The following is a 15,343-nucleotide window of genomic DNA, read 5'->3' as shown; positions in this document are numbered from 1 at the left end:
TACTTTGCAGAGTGAATCACGACATCTACCCGGCTTTTTGCTGCAGATATACCCATAAAAAAACCCGGCCGAAGCCAGGTCTTTGATTAAACAGTTTAGATGAACCGTGTGCGGATTAGTTCAGTTTCAGCTTCTGGAAATCCAGTTGGCCTGCATCTGCCGTAATCACAATGGTATCTCCCGGCTGGAAGTCACCGGCCAGAATTTTCTGCGCCAGATTATTTTCTACCTGTTGCTGGATGGCACGTTTTAATGGACGCGCACCGTAAACTGGGTCAAAACCGGCTTCAATCAGCTGGTCAAAGGCAGAATCATCTACCGTTAACTTGATATCGCGGTCGGCCAGACGGGCACGTAAACGGTCCAGCTGGATATCGGCAATACCACGAATCTGCGCTTTTTCCAGGGCATGGAATACTACCAGCTCATCAATACGGTTGATAAACTCCGGACGGAAATGCTCAGACACGGCCGCCATCACTACATTGCGTACATCATCACGGCTTGGATTATCGCCCAGTTCACGCACATCGCTTGAACCCAGGTTCGAGGTCATTACAATCACGGTGTTTTTAAAGTCCACCACACGGCCCTGCGAGTCGGTCAAGCGACCATCATCCAGCACCTGCAGCAAGATGTTAAATACATCCGGATGGGCTTTCTCCACCTCATCAAACAGCACCACGCTATATGGTTTACGGCGTACGGCTTCGGTTAATACCCCGCCTTCTTCATAGCCGACATAGCCCGGAGGCGCACCGACCAGACGACTGACTGAATGTTTTTCCATAAATTCGGACATATCAATCCGGATCATGGCGTCATCGCTGTCAAACAGGAAATTGGCCAAGGCTTTGGTTAACTCGGTCTTACCGACACCGGTTGGACCCAGGAACAGGAAAGAACCACTTGGACGGTTCGGATCCGACAACCCGGCACGTGAACGGCGCACCGCATTGGATACCGCAATCACCGCTTCATCCTGCCCTACCACACGCTGATGCAGGAAGCTTTCCATTTGCAGCAGTTTTTCACGCTCGCCTTGCAGCATTTTCGCAACCGGAATACCGGTGGCTGCGCTGACCACTTCCGCAATTTCGTTATCGGTGACTTTATTGCGCAATAACTTCGGTTCTTCTTTCTCTTCCACCAGCTCATCTTGGGCCAGCTGTTTTTCCAGTTCCGGAATCACGCCATATTGCAGACGCGACATCTCGCCCAGATCATTTTCACGCTGTGCTTTTTGCAAGGCAATACGCGCCTGATCCAGCTGCGCCTGAATCTGCTTAGTGCCTTCGACCAGAGTTTTTTCAGACTTCCACACTTCTTCCAGATCGTTATAGTCTTTTTGGACGTCTTCGATCTGTTTTTCCAGATGACTGACTTCTGCACGGCTGCCGGCATCTTCATCTTTTTTCACAGCTTCAAGTTGCAGCTTTAACTGAATCAGACGGCGTTCCAGCTTATCCAGCGCTTCCGGTTTAGAGTCCAGCTCCATCTTGATGCGCGATGCTGCTTCATCAATCAGGTCAATGGCTTTATCGGGCAACTGACGGTCAGTGATATAACGATGTGACATTTTCGCTGCAGCAATAATCGCCGAGTCGAGAATTTTCACCCCGTGGTGGACTTCATAACGCTCTTTCAGACCACGTAAAATGGCAATGGTGTCTTCGACACTTGGCTCATCGACCAGCACTTTCTGGAAACGGCGCTCAAGGGCGGCATCTTTTTCAATGTACTGACGATATTCATCGAGCGTGGTTGCCCCCACGCAGCGTAATTCACCGCGTGCCAGCGCCGGTTTCAGCATGTTGCCGGCATCCATCGCGCCATCACCTTTACCTGCGCCAACCAGGGTATGCAACTCATCAATAAACAGGATGATTTCGCCTTCATGCTTGGCCAGATCTTTCAGGACCGCTTTTAAACGCTCCTCAAACTCGCCGCGATATTTGGCACCGGCCAGCAATGAACCCAGGTCCAGCGATAACACGCGTTTGCCTTTTAAGCTTTCTGGCACTTCACCATTCACAATACGCTGTGCCAGACCTTCTACAATTGCGGTTTTACCGACCCCAGGCTCACCAATCAGTACCGGGTTATTTTTGGTCCGACGTGACAAGACCTGTACGGTACGGCGGATTTCATCATCACGACCAATCACCGGATCGAGCTTGCCAGCCAGCGCACGTTCGGTTAAATCTACAGTGTATTTATTGAGTGAATCACGTTGATCTTCATGATTATTACTCATCACTTTTTCATCACCTCGAATTTTTAAAATCACCTGACGCAGACTGTCTGCGCTGACACCGATACTGTTCAATAAGCTTTTAGTGGTCCCAACTTCGCTCAGGCCCAGTAATACCCAGTCGGTAGACAGGAATTCATCGCCCGCTTTCTGGGCATAGCTATCGGCCAGGTTTAAGGCTTTAACCGCTTCCGGACTTAAATTAATGTCGCCAGTCGGATTGGCTAGCGTTGGCGCATCATTCAGTGCCTGCTGCAACTTGCTCTGCAAATCACGCAACTGGGCACCGGCCTGCTGTAACAAGCTGACATTGGATGCTTCTTCTAACAGAGTGGCCAAGACATGAATGCCGTCAATGGCGGTATGGTCTTTGCCCATCGCCAGCGATTGCGCATCGGAGAGAGCTTGCTGTAAGCGATTTGTAAATTTTTCAAAACGCATTCTTGTTATTCCTCACAACAATTTTTTCACTTGAAACATATATGGGAGTACTTTTGGCAATTTCAAATGATTTTTCATATATTTTTCAAAGTGTTATTTTAATGCAACAGATATAACTCAATTATAATATTGGTCTGTGACCGGCCAATTTCAAGTCAGCATCAGGATTATTTTTATACAGCAATGACGTTGCGACCTATGTAACGGGAAACACATATTTTGAGAGCTCTGCCCATTGCGGCCAATTTTTTGCGAGGTCTAAAACCATGGAAAAATAAAAAAGCCGGTAATTAACCGACTTTTTACATGACTTTACAGTCATGATTATTCTGCTTCGATAATCTCGAAATCGTGGCTAATTTCAACACCACCATCTGACAGCATTTTGCTAGCTGAACAGTATTTTTCTGCGGATAATTCAACTGCCTTGGCGACCTGCTTTTCCTTGACTGCCTTGCCTGTCACCACAAAATGCAAATGAATTTTGGTGAATACTGCCGGAATCGAATCGGCACGTTCTGCTTTCAGCTGACAAACCACACCAGTCACATCCTGACGTGATTTCTTTAAAATGGTCACAATATCAAACGATGCACAACCACCAAGTCCCATTAAAATGAGCTCCATGGGACGTGGTCCACGGTTTTCTCCACCATACTCGGCAGAACCATCCATCACCACGCTATGGCCACTTTCCGATTTTGCTTCAAAAGCAACATTCTCTAGCCAATGAACACTCGTTTGCATTGCAAGTCCTTCAAAAAAACTATAAATTTACAAGGTGCCTGTACACTAACATAATTTGAGTTGATAAGGAATTTCATCTCTACTGTGTGACAAGTTCATACTAGGTCTTGTGCGATCTATTATTTATCCATTTTCGGAACCGTTAGCATGACTTCAAACTTTTCACAATTAAGCACCGATGCCCTGTCTCCTGGTCAATTACCAGATTCAGTCAAGGCATTATTAAAACGTGCATATATCAACCGTTATCCGAAACGGACCACAATTGTTGATGCGGGGTCTGAATCAAAATCACTTTATTTGATTCTGAAAGGATCTGTTTCCATCATTCTGCGTGAAGATGATGATCGCGAAATTGTTGTGGCGTATTTGAATCCGGGTGACTTCTTTGGGGAAATGGGTCTATTCGAAGCAAATCCACAACGTACTGCAGAAGTACGCACACGTGACGTTTGTGAAATTGCCGAAGTGACTTATGAAAACTTCCACGAGCTCAGCAAGCAATATCCAGATTTAAGCTATGCGGTATTTGCCCAACTGGTGCGCCGTTTAAAAAATACCACGCGTAAAGTGACCGATCTGGCCTTCATTGATGTTTCAGGCCGTATTGCGCGTTGTCTGATTGACCTGTCTGCGCAGCCTGAAGCCATGATTTTGCCAAATGGCCGTCAAATCCGCATTACCCGTCAGGAAATTGGCCGCATTGTTGGCTGTTCACGTGAAATGGTCGGCCGTGTTCTGAAAACCCTGGAAGAACAAGGCATGATAGAAACTGATGGTAAAGCCATTCTGATTTTTGATGCCTCTTTAGAGCAAAATGATGCAGCAGATGAACAGTTTGATGATGAATAAGTCTTAAACTGCTATATGCTTAAGGCAAATCTTCGGATTTGCCTTTTTTGTGCCTGTTCGCTATGTGAAAAATATTTACAAACTAACCTAAAATATTGATTTAACAGTCTGCCTGCGATGGTTTAGCCTAGTCCCTATTCGCTTGATGATATTTTGAATAAGGACATCTTATGCAGTTCAATCCCCTTGCTGATACCGGTATTTTATTGCCTGAAATCTGTCTGGGCACCATGACCTTTGGTGAACAGAATACCCAGGATGAAGCCTTTGCCCAGCTGGATTATGCGCTGGAACGTGGCCTGTATTTCTGGGATACCGCCGAAATGTATCCGGTGCCACCGAAACCAGAAACTCAAGGTGCCACCGAAGTCATGATTGGCAACTGGCTCAAGACGCGCGGTGGACGGGACAAGCTGTTTTTGGCCTCAAAAATTGCCGGACCGGCTCAAGGCGGCAGCCATATTCGTGATGGTCAAACCCGTTACAACGCTACCGATATTCGCACTGCGCTGGATGGCAACCTGAAACGCCTGCAAACCGACTATATTGACTTATACCAACTGCACTGGCCACAGCGCCCGACCAACTTCTTTGGCAAACTGGGTTATGGCAATACCGAAGCCCATGCACAGCAGCATGTCACCGACCTTGAAGAAACCCTGACCGCATTGCAGCAGGAAATCCAGAACGGCCGGATTCGCTATATTGGCCTCTCCAATGAAACCCCATGGGGCACCATGAAGTTTTTGCATCTGGCGGAAAAACTCGGTTTAAGCAAATTTGTCAGCGTACAAAACCCCTATAACCTGCTGAATCGTACTTATGAAATTGGCATGTCGGAAATTGCCAAATATGAAGGCGTCGGCTTACTGGCTTACTCTCCTCTGGCCTTTGGTTATTTAACCGGGAAATTCCGGCATGGTGCCCGTCCGACCAATGCGCGTGTTACCCTGTATTCACGCTTTAGCCGCTACAGCAATCCAGAAAGTGAATGGGCCACTGAACAATATGCGCAACTGGCCGAGCAACATGGCCTCAGCTTAACCCAACTGGCTTTGGCTTTTATTAAGCAGCAGTTCTTTGTCACCAGTACCATTATTGGTGCGACTTCGCTGGAACAGCTAAAAGAAAATATTGATGCCTTTGAAGTCAATCTGTCCGATGACATTTTACAAGGCATTGAAGCGATTCACCGTCAGCAGCCCAACCCGGCGCCTTGATGGCTTTCAATCAAATTCCATCAACATCATGCATAAAAAAATGCCTCATCATATGAGGCATTTTTAAATCCATTTTAAACCCAGAAGCTTAACGACGGTTCTGGTTATAAATGGCCTGAGCAGCCGGCAAGTTCTCACGCATCGCTGCAATACGCTGGCTGTTCGATGGGTGAGTTGACAGGAACGATGCCCCGCCACCACCTTCCAAGCGGTTCATTTTTTCCCATAAGGTAATTGCCGCTTGCGGGTTATAGCCACCACGCGCCATCAGCATTAAACCGCCTTCATCGGCACGGCTTTCCAGATTACGTGAATATGGCAAGCCCACACCCACCTGTGCACCCAATTGTGCCGCTGCAGCGCCTAACTGGCCAACGTTACTGCCTGCAGCGCTTAAACCGATATTTAAAGCCAGATTGGTCAGTGCCTGCGCGCCAATTTTACTCTTGGCATGTTCTTCTAGAGCATGCACCATTTCATGGCCCATAATCGCAGCAATTTCGGCATCAGTCAGGTTCAGTTTATTGACGATACCAGTATAGAACACCACTTTACCGCCGGGCGCGACAAAGGCATTAATCTGGTCAGATTTTAATACTGCCAGCTGCCAGCTAAATGGCTGACCAGTCTGGTTCATCTGGTTGGCAACCGGTGTTAAACGCTGGAACACCGTGTTAATACGTTTATAGGTACTTGAACTGGTGTCCAGCTGCCCCTTGTTACGCGCATCTTGCACCATCTGGCTATAACTTTGCGCCGCGGTTGCATTTAGGGTTGCGGTATCTGCACCGGCCATATCGGCCACGGTTGTACAGCCTGAAAAAGTGATTGCACTTGCGGCACAAAAACTCAATACCAATTTTTTGTTCATTATAATAATCTCCGCCATTCGGCTATACACATACTCATGAATTATATGAAATCATTTCAATGCTTTAAATCTGAAATGGCTTCATAATCATATCATTTATGTAAACAATGGCAGTGCTGTGTAAACTGTAGCTACATCAGCAGCAACGAGCGAAATACGGCCTTAATAGGCAAACTGATAGAAAATCCAGAATACCAGACAGAAAATATTCAGGCCCAGATACATCTGCGAAACCACTTCCATTTTCTCTTCCAGTGCCGGATTTTTACGTTTATAGAATAAATAGGCGTTTTGGATCAGCACCAGCGGCACCAGAATACAGGCAAAAATCACACTCAGGCCAATAAAGGCCTGATACATAATATTCGGATCATGCTTTTGTAACAGAATCAGCAACATCGCAATGGTCGGTGCACCGCCCATGGCAAATAGTAACGAATAGAAAATGGTACTTGAAATATTTTTATGCATCCTGCCTGACCCAATGTTTTTGCTGTGTTTTATTCTAGCAAGCACCATCTGAATAGACAGTGCTGATGTGTGCAACTTTAGTCTTGAATTACTTCGCAGCGCGGTAATACTGCATTGCTTCCGGCATCATCTGCTGTAACGCGGCAATACGGTCATTATTGCTGGGATGGGTCGACATAAACTTGGCAATGGCGCTATTTCCACGCGCATCATTGGCATTCATTTTCTGCCAGAGCGTAATGGCCGCATTCGGATCATAACCGGCTTTGGCCATTAACAGTAAACCGCCTTTGTCGGCGCGGCTTTCCAGATTACGCGAATAAGGCAACCCTACCCCAAACTGGCTACCCAAATCCAGCAGTAAACCACCATAACCGCCTACCGACTGGCCCACATATTGCGAGCCAATACTAACCGCCAGATTGGTCAGGGTCTGGGCACCAATTTTACTTTTGGCATGTTCTTCTAGCGCATGCACCATTTCATGGCCCATGATCGCCGCGACTTCATTGTCGGTCAGTTTCAGGTTTTCAACAATGCCGGTATAGAACACTACTTTGCCACCCGGAGCCACATAGGCATTAATTTCAGGTGACTTAATCACCGCCACTTGCCACTCAAAAGTCTGCCCGGTCTGGTTCATCTGGTCGGCATAGGGCTTCATCTTTAAAAACACGCGATTGACTTTCTTATAGGTGGCAGAACGGGTATCTAGCACCTTTTTCTGCTCGGCTTCCTGCAACATTTGCTGATAGCTCTGACTGGCGTTTAAGTTTAAGGTCGCTGAATCTGCCCCGGCCAGTTCTGCCACAGTGGCGCAGCCCGTCAAATGCGTTGCCAATACAATTCCAATGGCTAAGTTCTTATATTTCATAACATTCTCTAATTGTTCGAAAGTGCCTAGCACTATAAACAAAATCAGGGAATTCTCAAGATGGTGCGCTATTTTTCTCGGCCAAAAATAAAAAACCCTGTGCAAGCACAGGGTTTTCTCATTTCAGCTTAAACGATTAAGCTTCAAACGGATGACGCAGAATAATGGTTTCTGCACGGTCTGGACCGGTTGAAATGATATCGATTGGACATTCAATTAACTGCTCAAGACGCTTGATGTAGTTGATTGCATTTTCAGGCAATTGTTCAACACTGGTCGCACCCACAGTTGACTCAGACCAGCCTGGCATGGTTTCGTAAATTGGCTTCAAGTTTTCATAAGCCAGCGCGTCAGAAGAACCGACACAACCTGAATCGGTGTTTTCATAGCCAACACAGATTTTAATTTCTTCTAAACCATCCAATACGTCTAACTTGGTCAGGCAGATTCCAGACAGTGAGTTGACATCGACTGAACGGCGCAGGATTTCTGCATCGAACCACCCACAACGACGTTGACGGCCAGTAGATGCACCAAACTCGTGACCCACTGTACCCAGGTGTTTACCAATTGCATCACCCACGTCATTTGCCGCGTCGTAAACCAGTTCAGTTGGGAATGGACCAGCACCCACACGCGTGGTGTAGGCTTTGGTAATACCCAGCACATAGTCAAGATGCAATGGACCCAAACCTGAACCTGAGCTTACGCCGCCCGCGGTGGTGTTTGAAGAAGTCACGTACGGATAAGTACCGTGGTCAACGTCCAGCAATGAACCTTGCGCACCTTCAAACATAATGTTGTCACCGTTTTTACGGTAATTATGAATTTCAGTGGTTACATCCACCACTAATGGTGCAATCACTTCACGCCATTGGTCACACAGTGCAATCACGTCGTCCAGTTTAACTTCTTCAACACCGTAGTATTGAGTTAACTGGAAGTTGTGGTAATCCAGCAATTCAGCCAGCTGCGCACGTAATGCGTCACCGCCACGTACCAGGTCAGCCACACGTACTGCACGGCGCGCCACTTTATCTTCGTAGGCAGGGCCAATACCACGACCGGTAGTACCAATTTTGGCATTGCCACGTTTTTTCTCACGTGCCTGATCCAGCGCAATGTGGTTCGGAAGAATTAATGGACAGTTTGGAGAAATACGTAAACGTTCTTTAACTGGCACGCCTTCCTGTTCAAGAATGGTCATTTCCTTGATCAGCGCTTCAGGTGAAAGCACCACACCGTTACCAATTAAGCACAGTACGTTTTCACGTAAAATACCAGATGGAATGAGGTGTAATACAGTTTTCTTACCACCAACCACGAGAGTATGACCTGCGTTGTGTCCGCCTTGATAACGTACTACCGCAGCCGCTTGATCTGTGAGCAGGTCGACGATTTTACCTTTACCTTCGTCGCCCCATTGGGTACCAAGTACCACAACATTCTTGCCCATAATAGCCTCATTACATCATGCTGTTAAAATTGAAAACCAGGCACATGTGACATGAACACATGCGCTGGCGATTAAATTTTTTCGACCGTCCACTCACCGTTACGATTCACCAGCTGGTGAGTTGCATACGGTACAGAGCTTAAATCATCCTGACCCAATAACTGAATTACACTTAAGCCTTGGGTACGGGTGGCCTGAATTGCAGCCAATAAATCTGCCTGATTGCCCTTTGGTGCAACCACCACCGATTTGGCTTCGAAACGACCGGCGCTGAGCGCATATAAGTCGCAAGAGAAACCGGTTGCCGGACGGGCACGACCAAAATGCTGGCCAATACCATCATAACGGCCGCCTTGAGCCAGTGGTGCTGCACGGTTTGGTGCATAAACGGCATACATTAAACCGGTGTGATAGTGATACGAACGCAGCTCTACCACATCAATCCCGATATGCAGATTTGGCCAGCGTGCCTGAATTTCTGCCTGGGTGGTTTTTACCGCATCAAAGGCATGTTTGAATTCCACATTGGCCAGCACATCGGCGCTTAAATGGGCTTCCAGTGCATCCAGATCACTGGCAAAACGGCCCAGCGCATAGAAATCTGAACCAAAGGCTAAATCCTGGGTAAAGTCCGCCAGTTCTGGCAAGGCTTTACGCTGATATAAATCAGACAACTGACGCTCAGTGGCTTTGTTCAGACCAGCTTTTTGTACCAGACTGCGGAACAGACCCACATGACCTAAATCCAGATGGATACCATCGGCCAGACCGGCTTCCTGAATCAGGCTGATCATCAGGTCAACCATTTCCACATCAGCATCAATGCTGTCGGAACCGAACAGTTCGGCACCCAGCTGCAAAGGCGCACGGGTGGTATTAAAGCCCTGTGGCTTGGTATGCAAAACCGTACCAGCGTAGCAATAACGCGCCACACCATCTACCGGATGCACATGCGCATCAATACGCGCCACCTGTGGTGTCATATCGGCACGCACGCCAAGCAGACGGCCAGACAGCTGGTCAATCACCTTGAACGTGGCCAGGTCTAAATCTTGATTCGATTCTGAAAGAGAAGAGAGAGATTCGATATATTCAATAAATGGCGTGTACACCAACTGATAACCTCGAGATGCGAGGAAATCCAGTGAATTACGGCGCAATGTTTCGATGACTTGCGCTTGTTCTGGTAATACATCAGCTACACCATCAGGTAATAACCATGTCTCTGAAATGGGCATGTTGTAAACCTAAATTCTTGTCTGCGCGGAACAAATCCGCATAAAAAAATCGGGAGCACACCCGATTTCTCCTAGTTTAGCACGATCAAATGGGCTGTGCATCGCAAATTTGATAATTTTCTCTGTCTGATCAATTCCATTGCAATCCTGCCCGGCTGGAGTTGTCATTTCGAGAGTAAAAGCTGTTTTTGCTGAGGAAGATAAAGGAGCTGGACACATCCCAAACTCATCATCTTTTTTTCAGCGCAGATGGAAATCATTTTCCCTCTGCCCTGCGTCCATCTGCTTAAAAAAGACTTATTTGACTTTATTCGGATCCAGCACCTGAGTAATTAAATTCACCAGCTCAACATTCTGGGTTTCCAGCTGATGAATACGCTGCGCTGATTTATCCAGCGCTTCCTGCTGCACGTGCATTTTCTTGGCCAGATCCTGCATGATCTCTAAAGTCTTTTTCAGATTCTCTTCCAGACTGATGACTTTGTTTTCGAGCTGATGATTATCGCTTTGGCGATTCAAATGATCATGCTGGTTTTTAAACTGCAGCCAGATCAGAAAAATCACCGCTACGGCCAACAGTAAAATAAATCCCCAAAGTAGAATAAACATCATGTGTAGTGCTCGACTTATTTGTTTTGTTTTATCTTAACGAAAAATATAGCAAAAAGGCGAAAAATCGCCTCCAACCTGTCAATACTCGGCTGTTATCGCATTTCGCCCGGTTAGACCACCATCGTACAGTCCAAGCTTAGGCAAAGATTTGGACAGATAGAAATTAATGCGCCTGATGGGCAAAAGATTCACATAAATCCAGTAAACGGTTGGCATAGCCCCATTCATTGTCATACCAGGCAAAGACTTTGGCCTGATGCCCGACCACCATGGTCTGGGTAAGATCGACAATTAAAGAATACGGCGAATGGTTAAAGTCACTCGATACCAGTGGCTCATCGGTGACCTGCATAATTTCGGCATAATCCTGCTGCGCGGCTTTCACCAGCACTTCATTCAATTTATGCACGGTAATGGGTGACTGGGAAATAAAGCTGACATCAATGGCGGCGACATTAATGGTGGGCACCCGAATCGAATAGCCATCAATACGGTTTTCCATTTTGGGCATCACCTGTTTTAAGGCGCCTAAAGCACTTGAGGTGGTTGGAATAATATTCTGACCGGATGCACGTGCACGGCGTAAATCACGGTGCGCATGATCCAGCACCGACTGATCAGCCGTGACAGCATGAATTTCAGTCATCAGCGCGGTTTCAATACCAAAAGCATCATCCACAATTTTAACCAACGGCACCAAGGCCTGAGTGGTACAGGAAACACTGGAAATAATCTGGTCTGAGGCTTTGACCTCATGATGATTGACCCCGTAAACAATGGCGGCATCAACCGTGTCAAACGGTGCTGCGCCAATAATCACCCGTTTGGCACCGGCATGAATATGCTGGGTTGCAGCTTCACGCGAACGGAACAGGCCGGTACATTCCAGCACCACATCAATATTTAACTGCTGCCATGGCAACTGTGCCGGCTGTGGCTGGCTCAGCACCTGAACTTTCAGCTTGGCCTGCCCCGAGTGTATGCACAGATAAATCTGTTCCTGTTCCAGCTGGATTTCTACCTGCCCCGGAAAACGGCCATGGGTTGAATCGTATTTAAACAGATGTAGTAGCGTGGCAACATCGGCAACGTCATTAATCGCGACAATATCAAAATGAAATTCTTTAGGATTTTCAAACCAGGCACGCAGTACATTTCGCCCAATTCGCCCAAAGCCATTAATCGCCACTCGTTGCATCCGTATTCCTTCAAACTGCACATCAATCTTGTCTGTGCTTATGTTAAAGGATTTCCGCCAGACACGGCGAATAATTCCTGCCAAACTCAGCAATTAATTTAAACCTGTCCAATATTTAAGCAGTTGGCAGCACTATTTTCTGCTTGATAAAAAGAAGCAGGATGCACGGTAACTGGCTAAACCGCAGCAATGACAACAGCTTGTGATTTCACAGCAGATTAGATGACTTTGAGGTTTGGGTTTTCGCCGCAGATTTGTCATCAAAACACTTTAAAATCATTGGTGAGTGTGGCTTTTTCCGTTATAATTTGGCGTTTTTAAATTTTAAGCCCGTATAACAGCAGAGAAAATCTTGTCAGACTGTTATGCTTTTAGCCAAATCGAGAATTATGGAGTGACTTGGTTGTGAGTACTCGTTTTATGACATCAGCTGAAATTCGTGAAGCATTTTTGCGTTACTTTGAATCGCAAGGGCATACACGTGTCGCGTCGAGTTCTCTGGTTCCCGCCAACGACCCAACGTTGCTGTTCACCAATGCTGGTATGAACCAGTTTAAAGATTGTTTCTTAGGTCTGGAAAAGCGCGATTATGTCCGTGCCGTATCTTCACAAAAATGTGTACGTGCCGGTGGTAAACATAACGACCTAGACAACGTCGGCTATACCGCGCGTCACCACACCTTCTTTGAAATGTTAGGTAACTTCTCTTTTGGGGATTACTTCAAGCGTGATGCGATCAAGTTTGCCTGGGAATTCCTGACCGGTGATGAATGGTTAGCCCTGCCAAAAGACAAACTGTATGCCACGGTTTACCACACCGATGACGAAGCATTCGACATCTGGAACAAGGAAATCGGTTTAGCACCAGAACGTATTATCCGTATTGGCGACAACAAAGGCGAGAAATACGCATCTGATAACTTCTGGGCTATGGGTGATACCGGTCCATGCGGTCCATGTTCTGAAATTTTCTTTGACCATGGCGATCATATCTGGGGTGGCCTACCAGGCACACCTGAAGAAGATGGCGACCGTTTCATTGAAATCTGGAACAACGTCTTTATGCAGTTCAACCGTACTGCTGATGGCGTATTGCACCCGCTTCCTGCTCCTTCGGTCGATACCGGTATGGGCTTGGAACGTATTTCTGCCGTATTACAGCACGTCAACTCCAACTACGAAATTGACCTGTTCCAGCATCTTTTAAAAGCAGCAGCTGAAATTATTGGTCTAGATACCTCTGCACTTGAAGCGGAAGCCAAAGAAAAAGGCACACCGGTACAATATCCAGCTTCACTTAAAGTGGTGGCTGACCATGCCCGTTCTTGCTGCTTCCTGATTGCAGATGGCGTCAATCCGTCTAACGAAGGACGTGGTTATGTACTGCGCCGTATTATCCGCCGTGCCGTGCGTCATGGTAACAAACTCGGTGCAACCGGTTCATTCTTCCACAAAATGCTGCAACCGCTGATTGAAGTAATGGGTGCGGCGTATCCTGAACTGGAAGCTCAAAAAGCACGTATTGAAGCGCAATTACTGAAAGAAGAAGAACAATTCGCCAAAACACTTGAGCAAGGTTTGAAATTGCTTGAAGGCGAACTGGCGAACTTAAAAGGTTCTGTGATTCCAGGCGAAGTGGTATTTAAACTGTATGACACTTACGGTTTCCCGACCGACCTAACCGCAGATATTGCCCGTGAACGCGACCTAACCATTGATGAAGCTGGCTTTGAAGTTGAAATGGCAGCACAGCGTCAACGTGCACGTGATGCCGGTAAATTTGCCATCGACTATAACAGCGTAGTCAAAGTGGATGGTGAAACCCAGTTTGATGGTTACGATGCCACTGCAGGTCAAGGTCAAATCATTGCCATCTATAAAGATGGCGAACAGGTTGACGAAGTCGCTGAAGGTGATGAAGCACTGATCGTCCTGAACCAGACGCCATTCTATGCAGAAAGCGGTGGTCAGATCGGTGATACCGGTATTTTCAAAAACGACACCGGTATTTTTGAAGTGCAAGACACCAAAAAATCGGGCGGTGCTTTTGTACACCAGGGTATTGTAACCATGGGTAGCCTGAAAGCAGCACAAAACGTGGAAGCAATTGTCAAAGCGGACATTCGTGCTGCAACTGCACGCAACCACTCGGCGACTCACCTGCTGCACGCTGCGCTGCGTCAAATTCTGGGCTCACACGTACAGCAAAAAGGCTCACTGGTTGCATCAGACGTATTACGTTTTGACTTTGCCAACGACCAGCCGGTTTCATTTGAACAGCTGCAAGAAATTGAGCGTCTGGTGAATGCTGAAGTGATTGCCAATACCGAAGTGACCACTGAGCTGTTAGATATCGAATCTGCGAAAGCCAAAGGCGCGATGATGCTGTTCGGTGAAAAATACGGTGATGAAGTTCGCGTACTGTCTATGGGTTCAGTAATTGAAGAGAAAAACTTCTCGATCGAACTATGTGGCGGTATTCACGTGAAACGCACTGGTGACATCGGTCTGTTCAAAATAACCTCTGAAGGTGGTGTGGCTGCAGGCGTGCGTCGTATTGAAGCGGTGACAGGCACCAAAGCGATTGAAGCTGCGCAAAAAGCTGATCGTGACATCAACACCATTAATGCGCTGTTAAAAGCACAGAAAGAGCAAACCATTGAGAAAGTTGAAGCAATTGTTGAAACAGCATCTAGCCTGCAAAAACAGATTGAACAACTAAATCAGAAACTAGCCAGCCTGCAAGCGGGTGAACTTTTAAGCCAAGTTCAGACCATTGCTGGCCGTGCAACACTTATTACCACTGTTCAGGGTATGGATGCCAAAGCACTGCGCAACCTGCATGACGGTGTGAAATCAAAATTAGACAACGCAGTGATTGTACTTGCCGGTGTAGAGGGTGACAAAGTGAGCCTGATTGCATCCGTTGCAAAAGACTTCACTACGTCTATTAAAGCAGGTGACATCATCAAACACTTGGCTACTGAGCTTGGTGGTAAAGGTGGTGGTAAACCTGACTTAGCACAAGGTGGCGCGCCACTAAACGAGAAGTTTGCAACCGTGATGGCAGAGTTAACTGCCTGGCTGGAAGCAAAATAACTTCACTTTT

12 protein-coding genes are annotated in these 15,343 nt (G+C 46.9%); 3 read left to right on the top strand and 9 right to left on the bottom strand.

Annotation, left to right across the window (positions count from 1 at the left end):
• Positions 1 to 115 precede the first annotated feature (115 nt).
• Positions 116 to 2,695 (bottom strand): ATP-dependent chaperone ClpB, encoded by a 2,580-nt coding sequence (gene clpB / locus FTT68_RS01745; protein ID WP_180048282.1) that lies wholly within the window; start codon positions 2,693 to 2,695, stop codon positions 116 to 118.
• 324 nt (positions 2,696 to 3,019) lie between these two features.
• Complete coding sequence (locus FTT68_RS01740) at positions 3,020 to 3,442, bottom strand: OsmC family protein (protein WP_005177032.1); 423 nt, start codon at positions 3,440 to 3,442, stop codon at positions 3,020 to 3,022.
• Between the two features lie 147 nt (positions 3,443 to 3,589).
• On the opposite strand from FTT68_RS01740, the gene crp reads away from it, so the two are divergent.
• Together crp and FTT68_RS01730 are read left to right on the top strand one after the other, a co-directional pair.
• A complete protein-coding gene (crp, locus tag FTT68_RS01735) occupies positions 3,590 to 4,294 on the top strand; it encodes a cAMP-activated global transcriptional regulator CRP (RefSeq protein ID WP_005177031.1) in 705 nt (234 codons plus the stop codon).
• A gap of 170 nt (positions 4,295 to 4,464) precedes the next feature.
• Entirely contained in the window at positions 4,465 to 5,514 is a 1,050-nt protein-coding gene (locus FTT68_RS01730; RefSeq protein WP_168382978.1) for an NADP(H)-dependent aldo-keto reductase, read from the top strand.
• An 88-nt stretch (positions 5,515 to 5,602) separates the two neighbouring features.
• Here FTT68_RS01730 and FTT68_RS01725 read toward each other — a convergent pair whose 3' ends face one another.
• The 7 genes from FTT68_RS01725 to FTT68_RS01695 form a co-directional block, all read right to left on the bottom strand.
• A complete protein-coding gene (locus FTT68_RS01725) occupies positions 5,603 to 6,385 on the bottom strand; it encodes a M48 family metallopeptidase (RefSeq protein ID WP_005177027.1) in 783 nt (260 codons plus the stop codon).
• A 162-nt stretch (positions 6,386 to 6,547) separates the two neighbouring features.
• Positions 6,548 to 6,856, bottom strand: coding sequence for a hypothetical protein (locus tag FTT68_RS01720; protein ID WP_005177024.1), 309 nt, complete (start codon positions 6,854 to 6,856; stop codon positions 6,548 to 6,550).
• A gap of 88 nt (positions 6,857 to 6,944) precedes the next feature.
• Positions 6,945 to 7,730, bottom strand: coding sequence for a M48 family metallopeptidase (locus FTT68_RS01715; protein ID WP_104469896.1), 786 nt, complete (start codon positions 7,728 to 7,730; stop codon positions 6,945 to 6,947).
• A gap of 136 nt (positions 7,731 to 7,866) precedes the next feature.
• A complete protein-coding gene (locus FTT68_RS01710) occupies positions 7,867 to 9,186 on the bottom strand; it encodes an adenylosuccinate synthase (RefSeq protein WP_005177019.1) in 1,320 nt (439 codons plus the stop codon).
• A 71-nt stretch (positions 9,187 to 9,257) separates the two neighbouring features.
• On the bottom strand, positions 9,258 to 10,424 hold the full coding sequence (locus tag FTT68_RS01705) for an ATP phosphoribosyltransferase regulatory subunit (protein WP_005177016.1): 1,167 nt from the start codon (positions 10,422 to 10,424) through the stop codon (positions 9,258 to 9,260).
• Between the two features lie 297 nt (positions 10,425 to 10,721).
• A complete protein-coding gene (locus tag FTT68_RS01700) occupies positions 10,722 to 11,036 on the bottom strand; it encodes a hypothetical protein (RefSeq protein ID WP_005177014.1) in 315 nt (104 codons plus the stop codon).
• Positions 11,037 to 11,199: 163 nt separating this feature from the next.
• On the bottom strand, positions 11,200 to 12,234 hold the full coding sequence (locus FTT68_RS01695; protein ID WP_016658386.1) for a type I glyceraldehyde-3-phosphate dehydrogenase: 1,035 nt from the start codon (positions 12,232 to 12,234) through the stop codon (positions 11,200 to 11,202).
• A gap of 405 nt (positions 12,235 to 12,639) precedes the next feature.
• On the opposite strand from FTT68_RS01695, the gene alaS reads away from it, so the two are divergent.
• Positions 12,640 to 15,333, top strand: coding sequence for an alanine--tRNA ligase (alaS, locus tag FTT68_RS01690; protein ID WP_171502411.1), 2,694 nt, complete (start codon positions 12,640 to 12,642; stop codon positions 15,331 to 15,333).
• Positions 15,334 to 15,343 lie beyond the last annotated feature (10 nt).

It is taken from the genome of Acinetobacter sp. Q85-2, assembly GCF_013420555.1.
Taxonomy (GTDB): domain Bacteria; phylum Pseudomonadota; class Gammaproteobacteria; order Pseudomonadales; family Moraxellaceae; genus Acinetobacter; species Acinetobacter indicus.
Note: the sequence above shows the minus strand (reverse complement) of the source record. Positions and strands in the feature narration are given on the sequence as shown.